The organism is Nocardia mikamii NBRC 108933 (assembly GCF_001613505.1).
Lineage (GTDB): Bacteria > Actinomycetota > Actinomycetes > Mycobacteriales > Mycobacteriaceae > Nocardia > Nocardia mikamii.
This window is the reverse complement of record NZ_BDCM01000003.1, coordinates 105,132-131,861: the sequence shown is the minus strand read 5'-3', so window position 1 is coordinate 131,861 and position 26,730 is coordinate 105,132. Positions and strand designations below refer to the sequence as shown.

15 protein-coding genes and 1 tRNA gene are annotated in these 26,730 nt (G+C 69.3%); 9 read left to right on the top strand and 7 right to left on the bottom strand.

All coding sequences use genetic code 11. The annotated features are described in order from the left end of the window. Positions 1–92 precede the first annotated feature (92 nt). The gene (locus NMI01S_RS02115; protein WP_218020896.1) at positions 93–2,846 is read left to right on the top strand and encodes an ATP-binding protein; all 2,754 of its coding nucleotides are present in this window, start codon (positions 93–95) and stop codon (positions 2,844–2,846) included. A 47-nt stretch (positions 2,847–2,893) separates the two neighbouring features. Here NMI01S_RS02115 and NMI01S_RS02110 read toward each other — a convergent pair. From NMI01S_RS02110 to NMI01S_RS02100, 3 genes are all read right to left on the bottom strand, one after another. Next, positions 2,894–2,966: transfer RNA gene (locus NMI01S_RS02110), tRNA-Arg, on the bottom strand. Between the two features lie 135 nt (positions 2,967–3,101). Further along, positions 3,102–3,851 carry an oxygenase MpaB family protein gene (locus NMI01S_RS02105; RefSeq protein ID WP_062994339.1) on the bottom strand — a complete coding sequence of 250 codons (750 nt, stop codon included), beginning with the start codon at positions 3,849–3,851 and terminating at the stop codon, positions 3,102–3,104. A 117-nt stretch (positions 3,852–3,968) separates the two neighbouring features. Then, positions 3,969–4,943 carry an Acg family FMN-binding oxidoreductase gene (locus NMI01S_RS02100; RefSeq protein ID WP_062994338.1) on the bottom strand — a complete coding sequence of 325 codons (975 nt, stop codon included), beginning with the start codon at positions 4,941–4,943 and terminating at the stop codon, positions 3,969–3,971. Positions 4,944–5,079: 136 nt separating this feature from the next. Between NMI01S_RS02100 and NMI01S_RS02095 the strand changes: the two genes are divergently transcribed. Then, positions 5,080–5,934: a universal stress protein gene (locus NMI01S_RS02095; RefSeq protein ID WP_062994337.1), complete on the top strand. Its 855-nt coding sequence runs from the start codon at positions 5,080–5,082 to the stop codon at positions 5,932–5,934. Positions 5,935–5,951: 17 nt separating this feature from the next. Here NMI01S_RS02095 and NMI01S_RS02090 read toward each other — a convergent pair whose 3' ends face one another. Then, positions 5,952–6,887, bottom strand: coding sequence for a TIGR03564 family F420-dependent LLM class oxidoreductase (locus tag NMI01S_RS02090; protein ID WP_062994336.1), 936 nt, complete (start codon positions 6,885–6,887; stop codon positions 5,952–5,954). Between the two features lie 107 nt (positions 6,888–6,994). On the opposite strand from NMI01S_RS02090, the gene NMI01S_RS02085 reads away from it, so the two are divergent. Further along, positions 6,995–9,232 (top strand): M20/M25/M40 family metallo-hydrolase, encoded by a 2,238-nt coding sequence (locus NMI01S_RS02085; RefSeq protein ID WP_084512172.1) that lies wholly within the window; start codon positions 6,995–6,997, stop codon positions 9,230–9,232. A 16-nt stretch (positions 9,233–9,248) separates the two neighbouring features. Here NMI01S_RS02085 and NMI01S_RS02080 read toward each other — a convergent pair whose 3' ends face one another. Further along, positions 9,249–10,715, bottom strand: a complete 1,467-nt coding sequence (locus NMI01S_RS02080; RefSeq protein ID WP_062994334.1) for a flavin-containing monooxygenase — start codon at positions 10,713–10,715, stop codon at positions 9,249–9,251. A 457-nt stretch (positions 10,716–11,172) separates the two neighbouring features. Between NMI01S_RS02080 and NMI01S_RS02075 the strand changes: the two genes are divergently transcribed. From NMI01S_RS02075 to NMI01S_RS02065, 3 genes are all read left to right on the top strand, one after another. Then, a complete protein-coding gene (locus tag NMI01S_RS02075) occupies positions 11,173–12,807 on the top strand; it encodes a long-chain fatty acid--CoA ligase (RefSeq protein ID WP_062994720.1) in 1,635 nt (544 codons plus the stop codon). A gap of 182 nt (positions 12,808–12,989) precedes the next feature. Beyond that, positions 12,990–13,475 carry a PaaI family thioesterase gene (locus NMI01S_RS02070; protein WP_062994333.1) on the top strand — a complete coding sequence of 162 codons (486 nt, stop codon included), beginning with the start codon at positions 12,990–12,992 and terminating at the stop codon, positions 13,473–13,475. Between the two features lie 260 nt (positions 13,476–13,735). Next, complete coding sequence (locus tag NMI01S_RS02065) at positions 13,736–15,370, top strand: acyl-CoA synthetase (protein WP_062994332.1); 1,635 nt, start codon at positions 13,736–13,738, stop codon at positions 15,368–15,370. A 45-nt stretch (positions 15,371–15,415) separates the two neighbouring features. On the opposite strand, the gene NMI01S_RS02060 is transcribed toward NMI01S_RS02065, so the two are convergent. Together NMI01S_RS02060 and NMI01S_RS02055 are read right to left on the bottom strand one after the other, a co-directional pair. Next, entirely contained in the window at positions 15,416–15,808 is a 393-nt protein-coding gene (locus NMI01S_RS02060; RefSeq protein WP_030513337.1) for an SCO5389 family protein, read from the bottom strand. A gap of 57 nt (positions 15,809–15,865) precedes the next feature. Beyond that, positions 15,866–16,909 (bottom strand): nitronate monooxygenase, encoded by a 1,044-nt coding sequence (locus NMI01S_RS02055; RefSeq protein WP_174554429.1) that lies wholly within the window; start codon positions 16,907–16,909, stop codon positions 15,866–15,868. Positions 16,910–17,110: 201 nt separating this feature from the next. Between NMI01S_RS02055 and NMI01S_RS02050 the strand changes: the two genes are divergently transcribed. From NMI01S_RS02050 to NMI01S_RS02040, 3 genes are all read left to right on the top strand, one after another. After that, positions 17,111–17,983: a M23 family metallopeptidase gene (locus tag NMI01S_RS02050; RefSeq protein WP_062994331.1), complete on the top strand. Its 873-nt coding sequence runs from the start codon at positions 17,111–17,113 to the stop codon at positions 17,981–17,983. Positions 17,984–18,036: 53 nt separating this feature from the next. After that, the gene (locus tag NMI01S_RS02045) at positions 18,037–19,014 is read left to right on the top strand and encodes a helix-turn-helix transcriptional regulator (protein WP_062994330.1); all 978 of its coding nucleotides are present in this window, start codon (positions 18,037–18,039) and stop codon (positions 19,012–19,014) included. A gap of 220 nt (positions 19,015–19,234) precedes the next feature. After that, positions 19,235–26,614: a non-ribosomal peptide synthetase gene (locus tag NMI01S_RS02040; protein WP_062994329.1), complete on the top strand. Its 7,380-nt coding sequence runs from the start codon at positions 19,235–19,237 to the stop codon at positions 26,612–26,614. The last annotated feature ends 116 nt before the right edge of the window (positions 26,615–26,730 follow it).

Genomic DNA, 26,730 nt, shown 5'->3' with positions numbered 1-26,730 from the left:
GAATCGCGGCGCCGCGCGACATCCGTGGTGACCACGGAATCCACCACGGATCCGGTACGTGGTGGTACCGGTACGGGCGTCAGAATGGGGGCGTGTCGAAGCAGATCGCCGCCGAGATCTCGGCTCGGGAGGCCGAGGTGCTCGCCCTGGTCGGGCAGCATCGCAGTAACGCCGAAATCGCGGCCCAACTGTTCATTTCCGTGCGCACGGTGGAGACCCACGTGTCGTCGCTGCTGCGCAAGGCGGGAGTGCCCGATCGGCGGGTGCTCGCGGAACGGGCGGCCGCGCTCGGCGATCGCCGACCGGCCGCGGCGCCGGTAACGGTGCTGCCCACGGCCTTGACCTCGTTCGTGGGCCGGGCCCGGGAGCAGGCGGAACTGCGCGCGCTGGTCGCCGCGCACCGCCAGGTGACCGCGCTCGGTCCCGGTGGTGTCGGCAAGACGCGGCTGACGCTGGCCGTTGCCGCGCAGTTGGCCGACGAGTTCGCGGGCGGGGTCTGGTTCGTGGATCTCGTACCGGTCACCGATCCGGAGATGACCGGCGCGGCGGTGGCGCACGCGCTCGGTATCGGCGAACAACCGGGCCGGGACCTGGACGAATCGGTGACGGCGGCGCTGGCCGACCGTCGGCTGCTGCTGGTGCTGGACAACTGCGAGCATCTGCTGGACGGTGTGGCGCCGTTCCTGGAACGCTTGCTGGCGCGCTGTCCGGGCGTGACCGTACTGGCCACCAGCAGGTCCCGGCTGATGGTGCCGTTCGAGCAGGTCTACGCGGTGCCGCCGCTGACCCTGGAGGAGAACGCCGACGCGGTCGCGTTGTTCCTGGATCGGGCGCAGGCACTGGGCTGGTCGGTGCCCCCGGAGCAGACCGGTCGGGTCGCCGAGATCTGCGCCCGGCTGGACGGTCTGGCGTTGCCCATCGAACTGGCCGCCGCCCGGCTGCCGACGCTGGGTCTGGACGGTCTGACCTCGAGCCTCTCGGATCCGCTGCGGCTGCTCGTGGGTGGACGCCGCGCGGACGAACGGCACCGGTCGGTGCGGGCCACGCTCGACTGGAGTCGAGGGCTGCTGACGGAATCGGATCGCCGGTTGTTGCAGCGGGTGGCGGTGTTCGCCGGGCCGTTCACCGCCATGGCCGCCGCCGAGGTGTCGGGTGGTCCGCCGCTGGCGCCGGACGAGGTCCCGGACGGGCTGGCGCGGCTCACCGAGCAGAGCCTGCTGACGGTGGTTCCGGCCGGCACCGGTATCCGATATCGGATGCTGGCGACCGTCCGCCAGTACGCGCGGGAACAGCTCGACTCGCTCGGCGAGCTGCCCGAAATGCTCGCCCGGCATCTGGCGTGGAGTCTGGCGACCGCTACCGCGCTCGCGCGGCGGCCCGAAACCGGTTCGTGGCGAACCGAATTCGATGGAATGGCCGACGACCTGCGGGCGGCGCTGAACTGGGCGGCAGCCGAGCCGGGGCAGCGGGCGGCGGCATCCGGCCTGGCGCTGACCCTGGCGCGGATCGCCTTCACCCGCAACCTGATCGGTGAATCACAGCGGCGCTACGAGCAGGCCGCCGCGCTCACCGTCGACCCCTCCGTGGCGGCCGAGGCGCTGCGCGAGGCGGCCGCCACGGCCGGGTGCCGGTTGCACGGCGCCGAGATGTACCGGCTGTACCTGGCGGCGGCGGAGGTCGCCCGAAAGTCCGGTGACGATGCCGCTGCCGCAAGAGATCTCGCGACGGCGGTGAGCACCTGCTTCCGGATGTCGGATACCTTCGACGAGCCGCCTGTGTTGCCCGAGGCGGTCGAGCTGCTGGCCGCGGCCCGCGGCCTGGCCGGAGACGATCCGGCTGCCGCGGCGGCCGTCGCCCTCGCCGAATGTGGTCTCCGAGCCGCGGAATCCGATGGTCCGCAGGCGATCGCATCGGCCGAACGCGCGGTCGGCCTGGCGGGGCGAACCGCTGATCCGCTGGCTCGCAGCGCGGCCCTGGACGCACTGGCCGCCGCCCAGTGGTGGTGTGGCGACGCGGCCTCGAACGCGGTGACAACTCGCCGCCGGGTCGAGTTGCTCGCCGCGGCGCCGGCGACCGCGGCGGGCGCGCTGGAGCGAGTCGGCGCGCTGTCCGAGGCCGCGGACAGCTGTATCGGGAACGGGGATCTGGCCGGCGCGCGGCTCTGGGCCACGCAACTGCGTGATCTGCCCTTGCTGGCCGAGCGTGGCGATCTGGCCACCTCGCGTGTCCTGGTCGCGCGGGCGTTGGCCGGCGACGCGCACGCCGTGTTGGCGGACAGCCAGCGGTTCGCCGATGCCCGCGAGCTGTCCGGGCGGGCGCGCGCACCGCAGTTGGCGGTGTCGGCGGCGGCTGTCGCGCTGATCCACGGCCTGCGCGGTGACCTCCCCGCGCAGGCTCGATGGCAGGCGAGCGCCGCCGAGCTGTCCGGGGCACCCGCGGCCTGGCGAGGGGTCTTCACCGCCGTACAGTTGTTGCACGCCGGGCATGCGCACCGAGCCTGGGCGGAATTGCCCACCGCACCGGATGATCTGGACGAGCAGGAGCTGTGGATCTGGCGGCACTGGTACGTGGCGTTGCGCGCCGAGGCGGCGGTGCTGGCCGGTCGGCCGGAGGCGGCGGCCGTCCTGGATTCCGCGCGAAATACTGTGGTGGGCAACCCGATCGCCACCGCGATCGTCGGCCGCGGCGCCGCCCTGCTCGCCGGCGATCGCCCCGCGGTGCTCGCCACGGCAGTCGATTTCGAGGCCGCGCACTGCCCTTACCAGCAGGCCCGCAGCTCGATCCTCGCCCGCGACCCGGCCGGCGCGGCCCTCCTGGAATCCCTCGGCCTCGCTCCCGGCCGATGAGCGCATGAAGCGCACGCGACCTGCGGAAACAGCTGTCGCAGTTCCAGTGCCCTCGGCAGGATTCGAACCTGCGACACCCGCTTTAGGAGAGCGGTGCTCTATCCCCTGAGCTACGAGGGCGCGGGCCGTGCGCGACAGTGTGAAAGACCCCGTTTCACAACGGGTTTCGCACCTGCCTCGCAGTGGTCCACGGTGCCTGTGCCTCCCGGGGGTGACGAACAGGCGTGGTCAGTCTAGCGTGTGGCGAGCCGGTGGCTAGCTCGCCAGGGTGGCTCGCGCCGACGGGAGGTAGCGCAGCCAGGACGGGGCGACGGCCGCGCCCAGTCGCAGGCCCCTGGCGTAGGACCGGAAGGCGGCGTGGTCGCCGGGTTCCGGGTGGACGCCGAACAGGGCGCGGGCGCGCGGGTGGAGGACCTCGCGGACGGCGAAGGTGGGGAGGTAGCGAGGGATCCAGGCGCTCGGCCGGATCACCTCGGGGGCGAAGGTTCGCGCGGCCGGACCGAGGCGCAACCGCGTGGCGCAGGTCTGCTCGAAGTAGTCGACGAACGCGGCCCAGTCCGCAGGCATGTCGCGCGCCGACACCCCGAAGCGGAGATACCACTCGCAGCATTCCTCGTAGAGCCGCTCGTGGTCGCGGTCGGAGAGAGGAGCGATGAGCGTGTTGGTGGCGAAGACCAGCGTCTCCACGTACGTGGCGTGCTGGAAGAAGAACAGCTCGGGATTCAGTGCGTGATAGCGCGCGCCACGGTCGTCCACGCCTTTCACATGCTGATGCATACCGAGTATGAAGTGGCTGTGGTCGCGGTCCTCGTAGGCCGCTCGGATGGTCCGCGATACGGTTCGCCGCTTGTGATACCACAGCCGCATGGGCGGCATGTGTTCGTCGAGCGCCGCGGCGATCGAGGGATGCAGGATCTGCAGGCCGACCGCCCGGGGCAGCGCCAGTAGGAATCGCCGGTCGCCCACGTAGCGGTGGAGCAGGGAGGTCCGGCTCGCGTTGCCCATCGTTTCCCTCTCGCGCAGGAGTTTCCGGCCGTCGGCGCGGCGGCGTCACTGAAAGGGTGACATGCAAACCTTCTCAGTAATTCACGCTCGGGTCAACGGCGTGATCCGACCCGCGCCTCACCGGGGCAACGACAGGAAATCCTCGACCGGCCGGCGCGGCGTGGGTGGGACGAAGGTGTCGTGGGGTGCGGTGCCCAGGCGGATGAGGACCTGGGGTATGCGATCGGGGTCGGGAAGGAGACTGCTGATCGCGCGGACGGCGGCCGGGATTTCGGTGATGTGGGTGAGGGGGCAGGTCGCGAGGCCGGCCGCTGTGGCGGACAGCAGGGCGGTGGACAAGGTCTCGCCGGTCGCCAGCCACTCGTGCGGGGTGTTCTCGGCGGTGCTGAGCACCACCAGGGTGGCGTGATCGGGTTCGCCGGTGCGATGCGGACTTCCGGGCGGTATCGGGAAATCGCGGCCGACGTCGACCAGCGCGGCCTCACGCGCGGTCGGTAGAGCGGAGGGCGGGATCCCTTCGGGAATATCGAAATTGCCTGTCCACCAACGTAATTCGTTCTGATACGGGGTGTCGAACTGCTGCATGGCGGCGGTCTGCTCGGAGGCGGCGGCCAGCCGGGGACGCACCGAATCGTCGACCGCGTTCAACCGCACACCGTCGATCTCGGCCACCTCGCGCAGCTGCTGCACCAGCTCCGGCCGGTCCGGCGCCGACATCGGGAGCCGGTCGGTGCGGCGCGCGCGGATCGCGGCGGCGAGGGCCCGTTCCCGGTCCGACGGCGCGCGCGGCGGTTCGAATTCGGCGACGGCCAGCAGGTCGTGCAGCCCCTCCTCGGGAACGTAGGACACCGCGATCGGATGTCCCTGCTCGGCGAAGGCGATCCGGGCATGGTGCAGATTGGCGCCGCAGCTGATCACCTCCTGCCGCCCGCTCGGATCGGCCACCTTCAGTTGCCGGGTGGAATCACTGAACAGGTGCAGGCGGGTCCCGTCGAAATCCCAACGCCAGGGCTGGGTGTTGTGCACGGACGGGGCGCGGGCAGCCAACTGCAGAGCCGCCACGATGGTCGAGCGGTCGGGCACGTGCCGCATGATGCCTCCCAGAGCGATATTTCGTCGGGTGCATTCGCCAGAGTATTGCCAGTATCGCAGTTGTCACCATCGCGGCCGGTAGGGTGGGGGTGTCTTCGCCCTGGAACGCTCGTGAACCGCTCGGAAGGTGGGACGCATGGCCTCGAAGGCGCCAGTGGTGGTGGGAGTCGACAGTTCCGACGACGCGCTGCGGGCCGCGCGCTGGGCCGCGAATGATGCGGCGCTGCACCGGGTTCCGCTGGAAGTGATCTCGGCGGTGCCGCCGGTTCCGCAGGACCGTGCCACGGACGAGGGCGTGTGCGCCTACCACGAGCGCTCCCGCGAGCAGGCGCAGCGCGCCGTCGCGGAGGCCGCTCGGGTGGCGGCCGATATCGCCCCGAAAATCGATATCGACACCGCCGTCATCGATGCGCCGATCATTCCCGCGTTGCTGTCCCAAGCCGATGAGGCCCGCCTGGTGGTGGTCGGCGCACGCGGGCTCGGGGCATATCAGCGCAGCCTGCTCGGTTCGGTCAGCACCGCGCTGGTACGGCACGCTCGCGGTACGGTCGCGGTGGTGCCTGCGGATCCGCTGCTCGGTTCCGAACGTCCGGTGCTCGTCGGATACGACGATTCCCCGTGCAGCGCACAGGCTCTCGCGATCGCCGTCGACGAGGCGCGGCGGCGGCGGACCGATCTGGTGGTCGTGCACACCTGGCAGCGGTTCGGCGACTACCCCTCCCCGGCGGCCCTGGAAGAGGAGGGCAATCGGCTCCTCGACGTTGCCCTGGCCGCGCACGAGGATCCGGACGAACCGGTTTCGGTGCGGCGGGTCGTCGTCGAGGATCGGCCGGTGCGGCGCATCCTCGACGAATCCGCCGCCGCACAACTCGTCGTGGTCGGCAGCCACGGCAAGGGCGGATTTCCCGGGATGACGCTGGGCTCCACCAGTCAGGCGCTGATGCACAGCGTCGAATGCCCGATCGTCATCGCCCGGCCCCGCACCGAATGATCAGGCGGCGAGCATGATCAAGCGGTGAGTTCGGCCAGCAACTTCCAGGTGCGCAGCTGATCGTCCTCGCCGGCGAGGTCGGTCTGATGGATCAGCAGTTCGGTGGCACCGGCCTCGACATAGGCCCGCAGGCCGCGGGCGACGTGCTCCTCGTCGCCGATCAGCGCCACATCGACCGCGTGCGCCACGCCCTCGCGGTCGAGAACCGCGCGGTAGGAATCGAATTGCTCGTAGAACCCCAGCGCCTGCGCTGCGGTCTCGCGCACCTGGTCGGCGCGATCGGTCACCACCGCGACCACGCCGGCGACCACCTGCAGGGGCCGCACCGGATTCGCCGGGCGAGCCCGCTGCAGAGTGGGCACGATATGTGATTCCAGCGTGCGCGGCCCGGCGAGGAACGGCAGCACGCCGTCGCCGGCTTCGCCCGTGGCCCGCAGCGCCAGCGGGCCCATGGCGGCCACGAGCAGCGGGATATCGCCGCCGCCGTGCACCGTCGTGGGGATCGGCGGGCGGGCGTAGATCCGCTCGCCCTGGACATCGACGGTGCCGTCCTCGATGGCCTGGCGCAGCGCGATCAGATATTCGCGCAGCCGCCGGACCGGCTTGTCCTCCCGGATGCCGAAGGCCGCCGATTCCAGTGGCGGAGCGCCCAATCCGATTCCCAGGCGGAAACGGCCACCCGACGCGGCCTGTGCGGTCTGGGCCTGCGACGCGACGACCAGCGGATGACGCGGATTGATCGGCACCACGGAGGTGCCCACCCCGATCTCCGGCACGGCGAGTCCGACGACCGCCGCGAGGGTCAGCGCGTCGAGATCGAATTTCTGCCCGAACCACACCGAGCGCACCCCGGTGTGCTGCGCCGCGGTGGCGAGTCGGAGGACCTCGTCGACGTCGTTGGCCACGCCGGGTCGCGGCCACACCGACACCCCGATCGGAACTGAAAGGCTCATCGGACCGAGGCTAATCCGCGCATCGGGCGATCCCACCGTTGTGCTCGGACGGATCGAAACCGTTGCCGTGACGGCCATTTGCGCGGCGCCGCCGCTACCATCGCAAGATGGGGCGTCGAGTATCGGGTGTGCTGGCCTTCGCTGTCCTGGTCCTGATCGCGATCGCGACGGCCTGGGAGCAGCAACCGCACGGATATCGCGACGTCGCGACCCCGGCCGGGGAGTTCAGTGCCGAGCGCGCGCTGGCGACGATCCGGGAGATCGCCTCGCGCCCGCATCCCGTCGGCACCGCCGAACACGACCGGGTGCGCGATCATCTGGTGGGAAAGCTGCGAGAACTGGGTCTGGACACCGATGTTCGCTACGGAGTGGGCAGGTATCCGGTGGATCCGCATCGTGGGGTAGCGGTGCTCGGGGAGACCGGAAATATCGTCGCACGCTGGCCGGGGCGCGCCGCGACCGGCACGATTTATCTTGTCGCGCATTATGATTCGGTGCCGCCGGGCCCCGGCGCGAACGACGACGGGGTCGGCGTCGCGACCATCCTGGAGGCGGTGCGCGCGCTGCGGGCGAGCGGACCGCAGCCGCGCAACGATCTCGTGGTGCTGCTCACCGACGCCGAAGAGGTGGGCCTGCTCGGCGCCGAGGCCTTCGCGACCTCCGGCGGCGCCGATCCGCGCGGCGGTGTGGTGATCAATCACGAGGCGCGCGGCGCCGGTGGTCCACCGATGCTGTGGCGGATCAGCCACCCCGATGCCGGGCTGATCGGCGTGGTCACCGGGGTACCGCATCCGAACACCGATTCGCTGTCCACGACCCTGGCCGGTGAGCAGACCGGGAGCAACACCGATTTCGCGGCGCTCGATCCACGTGGCTTCCGGGTGCTCGACTGGGCCTTCGCCGGTCGGAACGCGTACTACCACAACCCGTTCGACGATCCGGAGCACGTCGACCTCGCCACCGTGCAGCAATTCGGTGACAACACCACCGCCGCGGCCCGCGAATTCGCGGCGCGGGATCTGCGGGCCGCGGCCGATCAGCCGGATCGCGCGTATTTTCCGCTGCCGTTCGGTGAGCTGGTGGTGTTGCCGCTGTGGGTGGTGGTCGCGGCCGCGGTGGCCTCGGTGCTGCTCGCGACCTGGGTGGTGTGGCGGATCCGGCGCACCGGTGAGGCCACGATCGGCCGAACACTGGGCGCGGCGGCGGCCGCGCTGGTGGCGGTTCCGATCGGCATGGGCGTCGTCTACGGGTTGTGGACGGCGATCACGGCGATCCGCCCGGAGTATCGCGAGCTGTTCGTCGATCCGTATCGGCCGCAGTTCTACGGCGCGGCCGTGGTGACGGCCTGTGTGGCCGTCCTGACCGCCTGGTACGCGACGTCGCGGCGGCTGTTCGGGCCCTCCGCGACGGCCGTGGGTGTGCTGTGCGCGGTGACGGCGATCGGTGCGGTGGTCACGGCCCTGTCGCCCGCGGCGGGTGTGATGGTGGTGATCCCGGCGCTCGCCGCCGTCGGCGGTGTCGTGCTGACGTTCACGGTGCCCGACCGCCTGCGGTTGCCGGTGCTCACCCTGTTCCTCGTCCCGGCGGCGGTGTTCGCCGGTGGTACCGCGTATGCGGCGTTGCAGACCGGAATCGCCGCCGCCGCATATCTCACCGCGCCCGTGGTGCTGATTCTCGGCGGATTGTTCACGCTCACCCTGACCCATGCGTGGCCGAGTCGCCGAGGTGTCCTGGTCCCCGTCACGGCGGTGGTTCTCACGGTGGCGCTCGCGGCGGCCGGGACGATCGTCGACCGGTTCGACGCACGGCATCCGCTGATGTCGCAACTGTCCTATGCGCTGGACGCGAACAGCCGCGAGGCGCAGTGGATGTCCACCGCGGCGCCGGATCGATGGACGCGAGGGTTCGTCGAATCCGGTTCTCCGCACGGAGCATTCGCGCAGTTGTGGAGCGACGCGGTGGCGGTCGGCGCCGCCGCGCCGCACGACCTTTCCGGTCCGGCGGCCGATATTCTCTCCGATCGCACCGAGGCGGATCTGCGCACCGTGCGACTGCGGCTGCGATCCACGCGCGGCGCAACCTCCGTCGCGCTGCGGTATTCCGGGCAGGTCCGCTCACTGACGGTCGCGGGGCGTGACATCACGCCGGTGCCGGCCGAGGGGTTCCGGTTCTACGCCCCGCCCGCCGCGGGGGTCGAGGTCGAGCTCACGGCCCCGGCCGGACCGCTCACCCTGCGGGCCGTCGATTACAGCTGGCTCCCCGACGCGCATCTCGCCGACGCACCCGCGGATATCTACTACCGGCAGGACAGCACGGCCGCGGTGTTCACCACCATCCGGTTGTGAACACCGCGGTGGCGACTCAGGATCCGGCCACGCCCTCGGCGTAGTCGGCCGGGTCGAAACGCCGTGTCTTCCACCGGAACAGCAGCGTGGCGCCGGGCCAGTTGTTGGTGATGCGGCCGGAGGCGTTGCGGTACCAGCTGGAGCAGAAGTTCCAGGGCGTATCGGCCAGGCGCTTGCGCAACCAGTCGTCCCAGGCCTGTTCGGCGGCGGGCTGCGCGGCGAGGAAATGTCCGGGTTTGGCGGACAGATACTCCACCACCTGCCGGATGTAGCGGGCCTGTGATTCCAGCATGTAGATGATCGAACCGGAGCCCACATTGGTATTGGGTCCGTACATCATGAACAGATTCGGGAAGCCCGGCACCGACATGCCCAGGAACGCCCGCGCGCCCTCCGGCGCCCATTCGTCGGACAGTTTGCGGCCGCCCAGGCCGTAGATGCGCATCGGCGCGAGGAATTCGGTGCCCTTGAATCCGGTGCCGTAGATGATCACGTCCACCGGATGCTCGACGCCGTCGGCGGTGCGGATTCCGTTCGCCGTCACCGCCTCGATGGCGGTGGTCTCCACACTGACATTGGGCTGGGCGAGCGCGGGGAAGTACTCGTTGGAGAACAGGCCGCGCTTACATCCCGCGGCGTAATCCGGAGTGAGCTTGGCGCGCAGTTGCTCGTCGGGTACGGCTTTGGCACGATGCCGGTCGGCGATCGCGATCACCGGATGTTTGATCCACGGCACGTCGGTCAGTGCCAGTGCCATCACCTCGAAGAAGGTCCAGATGGCGAAGCGTTCGGCCCACCGGCTGGGCGGAAAGTACTGGAACAGCGCGTGATGCAGGCCGGTGTATTCGGTATCGAATTTCGGCAGCACCCAGGCGGCGGAGCGCTGGAACAGGGTGAGATGTCCGACCGTCGGCTGAATGGCCGGAATGTATTGGATCGCACTGGCTCCGGTACCGATGCACGCCACCCGCTTACCGGTGAGATCGACGCCGTGGTCCCATTCGGCGGAGTGGAAGGCGGGACCGGTGAAGGTGTCGATGCCGGGGATATTCGGCATCGCCGGACGCGAGAGCTGGCCCACCGCCGGAATCAGTATGTCGGCGGTGAGGGTCTCGCCGTCGGCGGTGCGTACCTGCCAGACACCGCGCACGGCATCGAATTCCGCATCGGTGACCTCGACGCCGAAGCGGATCTTGCGCGGCAGATCGTGCTTCTCGGCGACCGCGCGCATATACGCGTGGATGTCGCGCTGCTGTGAAAAGCGGCGCGGCCAGTCGGATTTGGGTTCGAACGACCACGAGTACAGCGGCGAGGGCACGTCGCAGGCCGCGCCCGGATAGGTGTTCTCGCGCCAGACGCCGCCCAGATCGCCGGCCTTCTCGACGATGGTGAAAGTGTCGATACCGGCGCGCTGCAATTCCAGCGCCATGCCGAGGCCGGCGAATCCGGCGCCGATGATCACGATGGATGGCGTGGCAGTCATAGTCGAAGAGTAGAGCGCGGGGCGGCCGTTTCCGAGAGATCAGCGGCCACCGAATCAATATTTCCGGCCACACCGCGGCCGCCGCGCCGGACCGGACATGCGACTCCGCTGGACAGTTCCGGGCCGCCGAACCTACTATCTATAGCAGTTCCTCTTCAAAAAGCCTGTCCCGGTGGGCATTTGGCGTTTCGACGGCGCTGCAGGGGGTGTCGTCGCGCGGCCGGCGGCCATCCGGGACGGATCTGCCGTATCCGGGTGCACCCGGACGGCAGGGGCGGCTGCACGTGGCGATCAGGGGTTCGCCACGTGCAGCCGATTCATCCCATGTCTGTGCTGTTCGCGCCGCGTGTCGCGGGAAAAGTGGACCATCCGGTCGGGTCGATAACCGCTACGTCCGGTTTCGGCTATCCTCGCGGCAGGTGTGACGTCGTTCACCGGTGAAGGAGTGCGGTTACTGATGTTGAGCACGATGCAGGACGATCAACTGTCGCTGGCCACCCTGCTGCGATATGCGTCCACGTTCCACGGCGATGCCACGGTGTCGACGTGGACGGGCGACGGGGTGCGCACCATGACCTATCGGGAATTGGGTGCGGAATCGGCGCGGCTGGCCAACGCGCTGCGGGGGCTGGGGATCGATGTGGGCGATCGGGTCGCCACGTTCATGTGGAACAACAACGAGCATATGGTCGCCTACGCCGCCGTGCCCGCGATGGGCGCCGTGCTGCACGCGCTGAACCTGCGGCTGTTCCCCGAGCAGGTCACCTTCGTGGCCAATCACGCCGAGGATCGGGTCGTGATCGTCGACGGCTCGCTGCTGCCGATGTTCGCCAACTATCTGCCGACGCTGAAGACCGTCCGCCACGTCATCGTGGCCAACGGCAACGCCGCGGATCTGACCGCCCCCGAGGGCGTGCAGGTGCACTCCTACACGGAACTGCTTGCGGGACAACCCGATACCTACGATTTCCCGATCGTCGACGAACGCTCCGCGGCCGGGATGTGCTACACCTCCGGCACCACCGGCGACCCCAAGGGCGTGGTGTATTCGCACCGGTCCAATGTGCTGCACGCCATGCAGGTGCTGACCAACGCGAGTATGGGATTCACCTCCTCCGACACCGTCCTGGCCATCGTGCCGCTGTTCCACGCCAACGCCTGGGGCCTGCCGTACGCCGCGATGCTGTCGGGGGCGAGTGTGCTGATGCCCGACCGCTTCCTGCAACCGGCGCCGCTGCTGGAGATGATGGCCGCGGTACAGCCGACCTTCGCCGCGGCGGTGCCGACCATCTGGGGTGGCGTACTGGCGCAGTTGGAGGCGAAGCCGCAGGACATCACGCATCTACGCGAGGTGGTCGTCGGCGGGTCCGCGCTGCCGCCGGCGATGATGCGGGCCTTCCAGGAAAAGCACGGGGTACGGCTGCTGCACGCCTGGGGGATGACCGAAACCTCACCGCTGGGCAGCGTCGCGCATCCGCCCAAAGGCGTGACGGGCGAGGACGAATGGGAGTACCGCTACACGCAGGGACGGTTCCCGGCCCTGGTCCAGGCGCGCCTGGTCGGCGACGACGGCTCGGTGCTGCCCAACGACGGCGAGGCCGTGGGCGAACTCGAGGTGCGCGGCCCGTGGATCGCGGGGGCCTATTACTCACCCGAGGGCGCGTCCGTCGACCCGGACAAGTTCGACGACGGCTGGCTGCGCACCGGTGACGTCGGCAAGATCACGCCCAACGGCTACCTCACGCTGGTCGACCGATCCAAGGATGTCATCAAGTCCGGCGGCGAATGGATCTCCTCGGTCGATCTGGAGAACGCGATCATGGGTCATCCGGCCGTCGCGGAGGCCTCGGTGATCGGGGTGCCGGACGAGAAGTGGGACGAGCGGCCGCTGGTCGCCATCGTCCTCAAAGAGGGCTCGACCGCCGAACCGGCCGAATTGCGCGACTTCCTGGCGGACAAGTTCGCCAAGTGGCAGCTGCCCGAGCACTGGACCTTCATCGACGAGGTGCCCAAGACCAGCGTCGGCAAATTCGACAAGAAGCGGCTTCGGGCTCGGTATGCCGACGGCGAATTGAGCGTCACGACGCTGTGAAGTAGAGCGTCACGAAGTACCGCAGCCGCGGCCGGAACATCCGGTCGCGGCTGCGGTGCGAACGGGTCGCGGACACCGGCGCCGGTCGGCCGGAGGGACCTGTTGGCGCTATGTCAACAAGGTGTCGTAGGCTGAGCACCGGCGTCCGGTGGGCGTCCGATCACGTGCAGAAAGGGTTGGCGATGACCGAGACGAGCAGCGCCGAGACGAACAACGACACCCCCGCCTTCGCGGATGTGGTGAACGGCGCGCTGGAGTTCACCATCCCGATCGCGCACAAGATGGGTGTGCAGGCGCTCGAGGTGCGGCCCGGATTCGCCGCCACCACCGTGCCGATCGAGGGCAACGGCAACCACTTCGGCGTCATGTACGCCGGCGTGCTGTTCACCGTCGCGGAAATTCTCGGCGGCGCCATTCCGATCGCCACCTTCGACAGCGCCAAGTACTACCCGCTGGTGAAGGACCTGCAGATCTTCTTCCGCAAGCCGGCGAAAACCGATGTGCGGGCCCAGGCTTCGCTCTCGGAGGAGGAGATCGCCCGGGTGATCGCCGACGCCGAGGCCAACGGCAAGGCCGACTTCACCCTCGAGGCCACCGTGACCGACGCCGACGGCGTGGTCGTCGCCGAGACTCGGGGGCTGTACCAGTTGCGCGCACACGGAAAGTAACGACTCGGGCAGTAGCGATTCTGCCCGCACAGCCGCGGTCGGCCGCTGCCGGTCGACCGACGGTGCGCCGTGGGGTTACGGTGAGGGCGCGTACCGTCGAAGAGGCGGTGTTGTAGCGCCCGACAGGGGAGCCCGCGTGGCCACGCAGCCGTTGCCTCCTCGCGGACCCCGCCTCACCGGGCGGGGACAGAGAGGTCCGGCGTAATGGGCGTGCACCGCCATCCGATGCGAGACAGTCGGCGCGGCAGGGGGATTCGAGCATGACGGTGAATCTGTTACGCACGGTGATCGCGCGGGCGTGGGCCGAACTGGAATATCTGCGGCTCGCGGTCGGCAGTGGCGTGGTCGGATTCGACTCGCCGTTGACGGTGCTGTCCGCGGGCGACGCGTTGCTCCGGCACGGTGCGCTGCCCGCGCTGCTGCGGCTGGCCGCCGCCCGCTACGGCGATCGCGCCGCGGTGATCGACGAACTCGGTACGCTCAGCTACCGCGAACTCGAGGACCGCTCCAACCGGCTGGCCAACGAATGGCGCAAACGCGGACTGCGCACCGGTGAGGGTGTGGCGATTCTGGCCCGCAACCACCGCGGCCTGCTCGACGCGGTCTTCGCCGCGGCCAAGTGCGGGGCCCGGATCATCTTGTTGAACACCGACTTCGCCGGGCCGCAACTGCGGGATGTGGCGGCCCGCGAGGGCGCCGATCTGCTGGTGTACGACGAGGAGTACGAATCCATCCTCGGCGATCTGAGCCCTCGGCGCGGGGCCTATCGGGCGTGGTCGGAGACCGGGCACACCTCCAGCCTGGAGTCGCTGATCACCGCCGGCTCGCCCGCCACGCCGCCGATCTCGCGTTCCGGCGCCAAGATCATCCTGTTGACCAGCGGCACCACCGGCACGCCCAAGGGTGCGCCGCGATCGGAGCCGCGTTCCCTGGAACCGCTGGGCGCGATTCTCAGCAAGGTGCCGTTCCGGACCCGTGAGGTGACCGAATGTCCGGCACCGCTGTTCCACACCCTCGGTTTCGCAATGTCGTTGCTGGCCATCGGCTTCGGCTCGACGTTGGTGATCCGGCGGCGATTCGATCCGCAGCGGGTGATCGACAGTATGGCCGAGCACCGTGCGACCGCGCTGATCGTGGTGCCGGTGATGCTCGCGCGCATGGTCGAATCGGGTCCGCAGGCGGTGCGCGAGCGGGATCTGTCGGCGCTGCGCATCGTTTTCGTCGCCGGATCGCAGCTCGGCGCCGAGCTGTGCCGGCGCGTGACCGCCGCGTTCGGGCCGGTCGTCTACAACCTGTACGGATCCACCGAGGTCGCCTACGCCACCATCGCCACGCCGGAGGATCTGGCGGAAGAGCCGGGATGCGTGGGGTCACCGGTGATGGGCGCTGTGGTCGAGATCCTCGACGAGCGGGGCGAGCCCGTACCGTCCGGGACGGCCGGGCGGATCTTCGTCCGCAACGCGATTCCCTTCGACGGCTATACCGGTGGCGGCGGTAAGGAGCGGATCCGCGGCCTGATGTCCACCGGCGATATCGGCCATTTCGATTCGGCCGGAAGGCTTTTCATCGACGGACGGGACGACGACATGATCGTCTCCGGCGGGGAGAACGTGTTCCCGGCCGAGGTCGAGGAATTGCTCGACGCACATCCGGACGTGCGCGAGGCCGCGGTCATCGGAGTACCCGACGACGAATACGGCGCCCGGCTGGTGGCTTTCGTCGTCCGCACCACCGAAGCCCTCGGCGCGGAGGAGATCAGGGCGCATGTGAAGGCCAACCTCGCGCGCTACAAGGTGCCTCGCGACGTGGTGTTCATCGACGAACTGCCGCGCAACCCCACCGGGAAGGTCCTCAAACGGCGGCTGCGGGAGTGGGGCGAGGGCGCCGGAGCGTAACGCCGGTCCCGGCGCCGGACACCGCCGGCGCCGGAACCGTACGGCTCAGCAGTTACGCAGTTCCGGGCTCTGATTGAGCAGTTGAGCGCGGGTGGAGATGAAGGTGGAGTAGGTGTCGCCACCGACGGCCGACAGCGGGAAGGCCGCCACCCGATGGCAGTTCTGGAAGGCGAGCTTGATGCCGAAATGCCGCTCCAGGCTGCCGCGAATCGAATCGGACGCCATCGCGCGCAGCAGTTGGCCGCGGGCTGTCTCGTCCGGCGGGGGAACCTGATTGTCCGCGAATTCTGCTGTGCCGGAACGCAGGTCGGCGGCCACCCGGCTGACGACCTCGTAGGCGTAGGGCAGTGAGGTGCGAACGCATTCGACGAATTCCTCGTCGCTGACCGGACCGCTTTCGGCGCGTTCGAGCAGTGCGGCTGGGACATCCAATGACATGACGCTCTCCTCGTGGGATGGCGGGTGATGTCCCACGAGTCTAAACGACAAACGTTGTCAACAAGACCCGAATGGTCGCGAAAGTGCCGATTGCAGAGCGGCTTTCGTTTCCTCCGTGAGCGTGCGCACCAGGTCGGCGGCCGGAACGGCGTCGGCGAGGGTATGCGCCTGCCCGGCCCACAGGTTCACCGCGTCGGGGTTGCCGGCGGCGCGGGCCTGCGCGCGCAACGGTCCGGTGGCGTAATGGATTTCAGGGTAGGCCGCGGGCGCGTCGGGATTGTCGAGAATGAATTGATTGCGCAGCCCACGGGCCCGGCGGCCGCTGAAGGCGCGGGTCAGCATGGTGGGCGTCTCGATCGCGAGCGCATCGCGGTGCAGTGCCGAGGTGCCCGCCTCCGGGCAGCGGAGGAAGGCCGTGCCCAGTTGTGCGGCCGCGGCGCCGGCGGCGAGGACCGCGGCGATACCCGCGCCGGTGGCGATGCCGCCGGCCGCGACCACGGGCGTGTCGACCGTGGCGCGCACCAGTTGCACCAGCGCCAGAGTGGTGAGGGGATCGGCGCCGTCCTCCTCGGGCCGGTCGGCGAAACCGCCGCGATGCCCGCCACCCTCCGCGCCCTGGGCGACGAGGACATCCGCACCCGTCTCGGCGGCGACCCGGGCCTCGGGTACCGAGGTCACCGTGACCCAGACCTCGGTTCCGGCGCGATGCAGGCGCTCGATCTCGGCCTCCGACGGGCAGCCGAACGTGCACGAGACCACCGCGACCGGCTCGGCGGTGAGCAGATCGAGCTTCTCGTCCCAGGCGTCGGCGTCGAACCGCGCCTCGCCGAGCGGGAAACGGCGGGCCAGCCGGTCGAGGTAGGCCGCGAAGTGTTCCGGCGGTGTGGGCGTGCCCGGAACGAACAGATTCACTCCAAAGGGGGTCTCGGTCAGCTCGCGCAGCGCCGCGACGCGCGCGGCGGTATCGGTGGCGCTCAGATATCCGGCGGCGAGGAATCCCAGGCCGCCCGCGTTGCCGACAGCGGCGGCGAGTTCCGGGGTGGACGGGCCGCCGGCCATCGGCGCCAGCACGATCGGGGTGCGCACGTTGTCGAGGATCACCCCCTCAGTCTGAACCCGGCCCCGGACCTCGGTAACGGTGCCCACGGGACCAAGATCAGCCTTCCACCTGCGAATTCCGCCGGGGAGGTTGCGAAAAGGTCACGACGGAGTACAGTTTCCGTCACAACAGATGCCGAATCGTTACCGAATGTCAGGTTTCGTCCGGCGTCGCCGCCGAGTTGATCGACGCTAGGACCAGCCTTGCCGCAGCACCGTGAGACATCCAGTTCCGTATCCGTTCAGGACCTGCTCGGTGACATCTCCGCCGGTAGCGGCGCGGCCGAGCGTCCCACTCGCCATCGTGCCCAGCCGCGCACCGGCGACCGGATGAAGCTCGCCGCCAGCGCCGCGGTCGCGACCGGTGCGCTGATCGGCACCGCCACCCAGTTCGCGCACGCCGCGCCGCTGTTGCCCGGCGGCCACAACGACACCCCCGAACCGGTCGCGCTGAAGTCGGCCTCCGAACCCGCGCACGAGGCCGAGCAGGCCGCACCCGTCGCCGCCCCGGTCGCCGCCGAGACTCCCGCCGCGCCGCAGGCTCAGCCGGTGGCCGCGCCCGCGCCCGCCCCGTTCGGTCTGCAGAATCTGCCGCCCGAGGTCGCCGGCCCGCTCTCGCACGCCGAAGAGGTGCTGAAGGGTATTCAGCAGCAGCTCGCGCCGGCCCAGGCCGTGCGGCCGGTGGCCGGGGTCGTGAGTTCCGGATTCGGATCCCGGTGGGGCGCCATGCATTACGGGGTCGACTTCGCCGATTCGATCGGTACTCCTATTCATTCGGTGGAGAACGGCACGGTGATCGACGCCGGTCCCGCCTCGGGCTTCGGGCTGTGGGTCCGGGTGAAGCAGGACGACGGCACCACCGCGGTGTACGGCCACGTCAACGACATCCTCACCCACGTCGGCCAGCGGGTGAACGCCGGTGACGTGATCGCCACCGTCGGCAACCGCGGCAACTCCACCGGTCCGCACCTGCATCTGGAGATCTGGGATCCCAGCGACGTCAAGATCGATCCGGCTCCCTATCTGGCGAGCAAGGGCGTCGTCCTGTCCCAGCAGTCGTGGGGGGCGGGCGAATAGCGCCCGCGCTGTCGTCGGCCGCCCGGCTCGGCCGGCCGCGGGGGGTTGATGCATTGACTGGTTTGCACGAGCTGTTCGATTCCGGATCCTTGCACGGCCGCACCTACACAGCTCTGGTGCAGCATCCGCGGTCCAGCCTGTCGGAACTGGCGCAATATCTGGAGTGCTCGCGCGAGGCCGTCGCGGCCGCGCTGGACACACTCTGCGAAATGCAGGCCGTGGTCCGCATCGAGATCGACGACACCGTCCGCTGGGACGCCCACGCTCCCGAGGCCCTGTCGGAAGCCGAATCCCGCCGCCGCCAAGCCGAAACCGTGCGCATGCACGAGGCCGCGGCCCGGCTCGGCGAGACCTTCCGCTCGGTGCGGCGCACCACGCGCGGCGACGGCACGGTCGTGCCGATGTACGAGGCCCGCGAGGTGGTCGCCGAATTCGAGGATCTGCAGCGGGCCGCGCGCAGCCGGATCCGGATGATCGACCGGGGCCCGTATCTGTGCGAGGGCGAGCGCGCCGCGCGGCTGGTCGACGTGCGCTCGGCGCGGATGTCGGCGGGCGTGCGCTATCAGACGCTGTATCAGGACACCATCTATCAGGATCCCGATCGGCTGCGCTTCGCGCTGCAGGCCAATACCGCTGGAGCGCAGGCACGCACTCTGCCCGATCCGCCGTTCAAGGTGATCATCGCCGACGACGACCGCGCGGCGCTGATGCTGCATCACGACGAACGCCGCGGCGATCCGATGGGCCTGCGCATCGCGGCCTGCCCGGCGCTGGACGCGATCGTGCACACCTTCGAGGTGTTGTGGTCGCTGGCCGCGCCGATCTCGGTGAATCCGGACCAGCCGCTGGACGAACGCGACCGGGCCATCCTGACCCTGATGGGCCTGGGCGCGACGGACGACACCATCGCCCGGCGGCTGGGCATGTCCCGGCGCACGGTGGTGCGGCGGACCGCCAGTCTGCTGGAACGCCTGGGTGCCAGCACCCGGTTCCAGGCCGGCGTGCAGGCGATCCGCCGCGGCTGGCTGTGACATGCGGCCGCCGGTGCGGCTGTGACTAGAGTCACGGAGGTCGACGCGGGGTGCAACATCGAGGCACCCTGGCAGCGATGAGAACTAGGAGAACCAGCGGGTTGCGGCCGTAGATCGGCCGTGCCCCGGGGGCTCAGCCATCCTTATATGATTGCTCGGACCGCGCGAGGGGGTGTTGGACCGTGCGGACCTGCTGGACGCGAGAGGTGAAGACACTCGAATGGATACTGCCCGCCGTTCCGCTCGTGGAGGTCGTCGCCGCCGGTCGGGCAGCCCGCTTTTCGGTCAGCTGCTGACCGCTGCGGTGGAATCCGCCGCGGACGCGATAGCGATCCGGTTCGATCCGACCGGTGACGAGGTGGATGCGCGACAGCTCACCTACCGTGAGCTGGACGAGGCGTCTTCGCGGCTGGCCCGCGAACTGATCGCGCGCGGGCTCGGCGCCGGCGATGTGGTCGCCATCGGAATCGGCCGCTCGATCGAGTCGGTGCTGTCGGTGTGGGCCATCGCCAAGACCGGCGCGGCCTATGTTCCGGTCGATCCGACCTATCCGCCCGAGCGCATCGGGCACATCGTCACCGATTCGGGTGCCGCCCTGGGGCTTACCCTCGGGGCATACCGCGCCGGGCTCGGCGCCGCGGTGGAGTGGCTCGAGCTCGACGATGCGGCGGTCGCCGAGCGGATCGCGGCGCATCCATCGCATCCGATTTCCTATACCGATCGGGTGCGTCAGCTCACCGAGCAGCATCCCGCATACGTCATCTACACCTCGGGCTCGACCGGCCGGCCCAAGGGCGTCGTCGTCACCCATGCGGGCCTGGGCAGCCTGGTCGCCGCCGAACGTGAGCGCTGGGGCGTCGACGGGGAATCCCGTGTGATGCACGTGTGCTCGCCGAGCTTCGACGTCTCGGTCCTGGAGCTGATGCTGACCTTCTCCTCGGGCGCGACACTGGTGGTTTCGCCGCCGGATGTGTTCGGCGGCTTCGAACTTGCCGATCTGCTCCGCCGCGCGCGGGTCACCCACATGATCATCACGCCCGGTGCACTGGAGTCGGTGGAGTCGGAGAATCTGCCCGACCTCGAGGTCGTGGCCGTCATCGGTGACCGCTTCGGACCGGAGCTGGTGGCCCGATGGGCTCGCGACGGCCGGCGGTTCTACAACGAATACGGTCCGACCGAGGCGACGATCGTGGCGACCACCGGCGCGCCGCTGGTGCCGGGCGAACTGATCACGATCGGTGCGCCCCTGCCGGGAATCGGCGCATTCGTATTGGATTCGCGATTGCGTCCGGTTCCGGAGAATGTGATCGGCGAGCTCTACCTCGCCGGACCGGCCCTGGCACAGGGGTATCTGAATCGCCCGGGCCTCACGGCCGAGCGCTTCGTGGCCGGTCCCTTCGGAGACGGCCCTGGGCAGCGGATGTACCGCACGGGTGATCTGGTGCGCCGCACGGCATCCGGGACGATCGAATACCTCGGTCGTTCCGATTTCCAGGTCAAAGTGCGCGGTTTCCGCATCGAACTCGGCGAGATCGACAACGCGCTCACCGCCCATCCGGATATCGATTTCGCGGCGACGCTGGGTAAGCCGCTGCCGTCGGGTGCCACCGGCTTGGTCTCCTATGTGCTGCCGCGGCCGGGCGCCGCCGTGGACACCAAGGAGCTCGAGGACTTCCTGGCGAAGTCCTTGCCCGCGTATATGGTTCCGGCCGTCATCATGGTGCTGGACGAGATTCCGCTGACCCCGATCGGCAAATTGGACCGGCCCCGGCTGCCGGAGCCGAGCTTCGCGTCCCGGGAGTTCCGCGCACCCTCGACACCCGTCGAGGAGATCGTCGCCGAGGTCTTCGCGGCGCTCCTGGTCCCCGGTGTGGACGGTCAGCCGGGGCGGGTCGGCGCCGACGACGACTTCTTCGAACTCGGTGGCAATTCGCTGCTCGCGGCACAGGCTGCCGCCCGAATCGGATCGGCGCTCGGGGCACGCGTCCCGGTGCAGCTGCTGTTCGACGCGTCCACCGTCGCCGCGTTCGCCGCGCAGGTCGAGCGACACGCGGGCGCGGGTACGCAGCTGCGGGCGATGCCGCGCCCGGAGCGCATCCCCCTGTCGTATGCGCAGCAACGGATGTGGTTCCTCAACCGGTTCGACCCCGCGGGCGCGGTGAACAACATCCCCGTCGTGGTCCGGTTGTCCGGACAGCTCGACCTCACCGCCCTGCAGGCGGCGGTGGTGGATCTGGTGGCGCGGCATGAGGTGTTGCGCACCGTGTACCCGGAATTGGACGGTGAGGGTTATCAGCGGATTCTGCCGATCTCCGATCTCCGAGCCGTTCCGGAGATGCCGGTGGTGTCGGCCACCGAGTTCGAGGTCGCCGGGCTGGTGATCGAAACCGTCTCGGGCGGTTTCGATGTCACGACCGCGCCGCCCGTGCGGTTGCGCGTGATCCGGCTCGGCGAGAGCGAGCACATTCTGGTGTGCGTCGTCCACCATATCGCCGGTGACGGCTTCTCGATGGGCCCGCTGACCCGTGATCTGATGACGGCGTACCTGCAACGTGTGCAGGGTGCGGAACCCGAGTGGGTGCCGCTGACAGTGCAGTACGCCGATTACACGCTGTGGCAGCGGGAAGCCCTGGGCTCCGCCGACGACCCGGAATCGGTGCTGTCCCAGCAGATCGAGTACTGGCGGCGGCAGTTGGCGGCGGTGCCGGAGCAACTGGAGCTCTCGGCCGACCGCCCGCGCCCGGCGGTGGCGTCCAACGCCGGCGCGACGATCGACTTCCAGCTCGATGCGCAATTGCACGCATCACTGAAGCGGATTGCCCACGAACACAGTTCGACGCTGTTCATGGTCGTGCACGCGGCATTCGCCACCCTGCTCGCCCGGTTGTCGGGCGGCCGGGACATCGTCATCGGCACGCCCGTCGCCGGTCGTGGTGACGCGGCACTGGACGACCTGATCGGCATGTTCGTCAATACGCTGGTGCTGCGTACCGAGATCGATCCCTCGCAGCCGTTCGACGAGGTACTGGCAACGGCGCGGGCCACCGACGTGGCGGCCTTCGGCCACGCGGACGTGCCCTTCGAGCGCCTGGTGGAGATTCTGGATCCGGCGCGCTCGACCGGGCGCCATCCGCTCTTCCAGGTCATGCTGACCTTCCAGAACATGGCCCGCACCGCCTTGGAGTTGCCCGGGCTCGCGGTGTCGGGTGTCGATCTCGGTTCCGAGCCGGCCAAGTTCGACCTCCAGCTCACCATGGCCGAGGCCGAGGACGAACGCGGTGTGCCGCAGGGGGTTTCGGCGGCGTTCACCTATGCGACCGACCTGTTCGACGAGGCCACGGTGCGCGATTTCATCGACCGGTTCCGCCGGATCCTGGCGGCCGTGGCCGCCGATTCGGCCGCTGTGGTCGGCGATATCGACGTGCTGTCCCCGGGCGAACGCGAACTGGTGTTGCACGATTGGAACACCCCCGGTGTCGCGGTGCCGCCGGTGACCCTGGTGGATCTGATCGGTGCTCAGGCGAGGCGCCGCCCGGGCGCGACCGCCATTCGATTCGGTGATGTCACGCTCAGCTTCGGCGAGTTGCAGCAGCGCGCCAACCGGGTGGCCCGCGCCCTGATCGCCAGTGGCGTGGGCCCGGAAACGCTTGTGGCCGTGGCAGTTCCGCGAACCGAGGAGCTGCCGGTGGCGCTGCTCGGAGTGCTGATCGCCGGCGGTGCCTACCTTCCGGTCGATACCGGCTATCCCGCGCAGCGGCTGGAGTTCATGCTCGGTGACGCCGCACCGGCCTGTGTGCTGACCACCGCCGAACTGCGGGATGCGGTGCCGCCCGGCGCTGTTCCCACCGTGCTGCTGGAAGAAGTCGGTCAGTTCGACGGCGCCGCCGTCACCGATGCCGACCGTCGCGCGCCGCTGCGGCCATCGGATCTGGCCTATGTCATCTACACCTCGGGCTCCACCGGTGTGCCCAAGGGCGTGGGTGTCACCCATCGCAATGTGCTCGAGCTGTTCGCGAACACCCAGCTGTTGTTCGATTTCGACGAAACCGATGTATGGACGCTGTTTCACTCGTTCGCCTTCGACTTCTCGGTATGGGAACTCTGGTGCGCGCTCGCCAACGGCGGCGCCGTCGTGGTCGTCGATCATCTGACCTCGCGATCCCCGGAACTGTTCCGCGAGTTGCTGATTCGCGAGCAGGTCACGGTGCTCAACCAGACGCCGTCGGCTTTCTACCAGCTCGCCGAGGCCGACCGGGCCGCACACGGTGCGGCCGGCGACGGCGGTATGGTGCCGCAGTCGAGCAAGTTCGCGTTGCGCTACATCGTGTTCGGTGGCGAGGCACTGGATTTGCGCCAGCTCACCCGCTGGTTCGATCGGCACGGTGCGTCGCAACCGCAGCTGGTGAACATGTACGGCATCACCGAAACGACGGTGCACGTCTCGTTCCTGGCCGTCGACGAGTGGCTGGCCGATCATCCGGTCAGCGTTATCGGCCGGGCGCTGCCGGGGCTGGAGATCTATGTGCTCGACGATCGGCTGCATCCAGCGCCGGTGGGGGTGGCCGGTGAAATGTACATCGCGGGCCATCAGCTCTCCCGCGGATACCTCGGCCGTCCGGGTCTGACCGCGACCCGGTTCGTCGCCAATCCGTACGGGCCCGCCGGCTCGCGGATGTACCGCTCCGGCGATATCGGCCGCTGGGCCGGGTTCGACGGCGAGGCCGCGCTCGAATACGCGGGGCGCAGTGACCAGCAGGTGCAGTTGCGCGGCTTCCGGATCGAACTCGGTGAGATCGAGGCGGCGCTGCTGCGCTGTACCGGTGTCGCGCAGGCGGTCGCGCTGGTTCGCAGTGGCGAGCACAGCGGTGAGCGCCTGGTCGGATATGTCGTCGGCGAGGCCGGTGCGCAGCTGGATCCGATGACGGTGCGCGACGAAGCGGCCCGTTTCTTGACCGGATACATGGTCCCGGACGCGCTGGTGGTGCTCGATGCGCTCCCACTGACCCCCAACGGCAAACTCGATCGGCGCGCGCTGCCGGAACCGTCGGTGCGCAGCGCCGCGGAATTCCGTGCCCCCCGTACCCCGATCGAACAGGCGGTGGCGGACGTGTTCGCCGAGCTGCTCGGTGGATCGGACAAGCAGGTCGCGGTCGGGCTCGACGACGACTTCTTCGGCCTGGGAGGCAATTCGCTGCTGGCCACTCGTGCGGTCGCGCGGATCAATGAGGCGCTGGACTCGAATGTCGTTGTCCGGGAACTGTTCGAAGCCTCGACTGTCGCGGGCCTGGCCGCCCGCGTGGTGCCCGGAGCGCGCGGGGCGGCCCGGCCGCGGCTGCAGCCGGCCGTGCGCGACGAGTACATTCCGCTGTCGCTGGCCCAGCAGCGCATGTGGGTGATCAATCAGCTGGATCCCGAGTCGCCGGCCTACAACATCCCACTGGCCATCCGGCTCACCGGCACCCTCGATATCGAGGCGCTGCGCCAGGCCGTGATCGACGTGCTGGAACGGCACGAGGTCCTGCGGACCCGCTATCCGGTCGGCGGACCGGACGAGACGCCGTATCAGGAAATCCTGTCGGCGCGCCAGGCGCTGCCGGAAGGTCTGGCGGTCGAGACGGCCGACGATCCGTTCGGCCGGATCGCGGCGCTCATGGCCACCGGATTCGATGTCACCCGACAGGTTCCGGTCCGCGCATTGCTGTTGCGCAACGGTTCCGACCACTTGCTGGCGCTGGTGCTCCACCACATCGCCGGCGACGGGGCCTCGCTGGCGCCGCTGGCCCGCGACCTGGTGACCGCGTATATCGCGCGCAGCGGCGGCCACGAACCCGGTTGGGCGCCACTGGAAGTGCAGTACGCCGACTTCGCCGTCTGGCAGCGCTCGGTGATCGGCAGCGATGACGATCCGGACTCGGTGGCGGCCCGGCAGCTGGACTTCTGGCGAGAGCGCCTGGCCGGTGTGTCGGGTTCGCCGCTGCTGCTGCCGGATCATCCGCGCCCGGCGGTGGCGTCGATGCGCGGCGAGGCGATCGGCTTCACCGTCCCCGCGCAGGTGCACGAGGGTCTGGTTCGTATCGCGCGCGAACACAATTCGTCGCTGTTCATGGTGGTGCATGCCGCGTTGGCGGCGCTGCTGGCGCGTCAGTCCGGTTCCGCCGACGTCGTGATCGGCACCCCGATCGCCGGACGAGGTGAGCGCGCGCTCGATGATCTGGTCGGCATGTTCGTCAACACGCTGACGTTGCGTACCGGCGTCGATACCGGCGATACCTTCGACACCCTGGTCGAGACGGCTCGGGAAGCCGATCTGGCGGCCTTCGCCAATTCGGATATTCCGTTCGAGCGGGTGGCCGAGGTCGTCGCACCCGGCAGGAGCGGGGCGCAGAGCCTGTTCACGGTCGTGCTGTCGTTCCAGAACAACGAGCGGCCCAACCTGGAGCTGCCCGGCCTGCACATCGCCGCGCTGGATACCGACGCGGTGGCGGCGAAGTTCGATCTGCAGGTCACCGTCGAGCCGCAACACGGCTCCGACGGATCCCCGGCGGAACTGATCACCCTGTTCACCTACGCGCGGGAGTTGTTCGAGCCGGAGACGATGCGTGTGCTCGGCAACCGTTTCGAGCGAGTGCTGGCGGCGGTGGCCGCCGATCCGCAGATTCTGCTGAGCGCGATCGATCTGGGTGAGGCCGTCGACGCGCGGGCTAGCGAGGTCGGGCAGCCCGAGCCGGCCGACGGTGGTTCCACCATCGGCACCGCCCTGGCGCAAGCGTTGGCCGCCGCGGTCGAGGACGATCCGGAAGGGCCCGCCCTGACCTGGGGCGAACAGTCGGTGACCTATCGGGAACTCGACGCCCGCTCGTCGCGGCTGGCCCGGGCGCTGATCGGGCGCGGATGCGGACCCGGCACCGGTGTCGCCGTCCGCCTCGACCGCGGTGTGGAAGCGACCGTCGCGACCTGGGCTGTGCTGAAGACAGGTGCCGCACTGGTTCCGGTGGCCGATGGCGAGGCGTTGCCGACCGCGCTCGAGATCAAGATCGGAATCACGCTGTCGGACAGCCGGCCGCAGCCTGGACCGGTCGGGATCGAATGGCTGATTCTCGACGATCCGGCGGTGTCGGCCGAAATCGCGGGCGAGTCGGCTCGTCCGGTCACCTACGCGAATCGGATCCGGGCGCTGCGCGCTACCGATTCGGCATTCGCGGCGGCCGACGCTGTGCTGCGCTACGACCAGCTCGCCGAGGCCGTGGATCGGTTGCGGTCCCGCACGGAGCTCACCTTCGAGTCCCGGACCTTCCGGCACGGCCGTCCCGAGGGGGTCGCGGCACTACTCGAGGTGGTGGCCGCCGGTATCGCGGGCGCCTCGATGGTGCTGTCGGACGAGGTGAGCACGCAGGCGCTGGCCGACGAGTGGGTCACCCATCTGTTCACCGATTCGAGCGCGCTCGCTCATCTGGAGGCCGGCCCGCTCGAGGATCTGCGTGCGGTGCTGCTCGAACAGGGGCCGGCGCCGGCCTCCGGTTTCGGCTCCGCCGAGGTGGTCGTGCTGCCCGGGGATGTGCTTCGCTGGGGGCAACCGGACCAGAGCTCATGTGATAGGTAACGAGCGGTGCGGCCGGGATCGATGGAGAAACGTGGCGCCGTGCGGGCGCATGCGGGGACGACAGGCAGGATGAAATACGTGGTTCGGCGGATGGTCAGCGGCAAGTACGTGCTGGG

Excerpts from the sequence above, each read along its gene's own strand:
- NMI01S_RS02105 (WP_062994339.1), bottom strand. The coding sequence starts at position 3,851 with ATGGGCAACGCGAGCCGGACCTCCCTGCTCCACCGCTACGTGGGCGAC.
- NMI01S_RS02100 (WP_062994338.1), bottom strand. The coding sequence starts at position 4,943 with ATGCGGCACGTGCCCGACCGCTCGACCATCGTGGCGGCTCTGCAGTTG.
- NMI01S_RS02095 (WP_062994337.1), top strand. The coding sequence starts at position 5,080 with ATGGCCTCGAAGGCGCCAGTGGTGGTGGGAGTCGACAGTTCCGACGAC.
- NMI01S_RS02090 (WP_062994336.1), bottom strand. The coding sequence starts at position 6,887 with ATGAGCCTTTCAGTTCCGATCGGGGTGTCGGTGTGGCCGCGACCCGGC.
- NMI01S_RS02085 (WP_084512172.1), top strand. The coding sequence starts at position 6,995 with ATGGGGCGTCGAGTATCGGGTGTGCTGGCCTTCGCTGTCCTGGTCCTG.
- NMI01S_RS02080 (WP_062994334.1), bottom strand. The coding sequence starts at position 10,715 with ATGACTGCCACGCCATCCATCGTGATCATCGGCGCCGGATTCGCCGGC.
- NMI01S_RS02075 (WP_062994720.1), top strand. The coding sequence starts at position 11,173 with ATGTTGAGCACGATGCAGGACGATCAACTGTCGCTGGCCACCCTGCTG.
- NMI01S_RS02070 (WP_062994333.1), top strand. The coding sequence starts at position 12,990 with ATGACCGAGACGAGCAGCGCCGAGACGAACAACGACACCCCCGCCTTC.
- NMI01S_RS02065 (WP_062994332.1), top strand. The coding sequence starts at position 13,736 with ATGACGGTGAATCTGTTACGCACGGTGATCGCGCGGGCGTGGGCCGAA.
- NMI01S_RS02060 (WP_030513337.1), bottom strand. The coding sequence starts at position 15,808 with ATGTCATTGGATGTCCCAGCCGCACTGCTCGAACGCGCCGAAAGCGGT.
- NMI01S_RS02040 (WP_062994329.1), top strand. The coding sequence starts at position 19,235 with ATGGATACTGCCCGCCGTTCCGCTCGTGGAGGTCGTCGCCGCCGGTCG.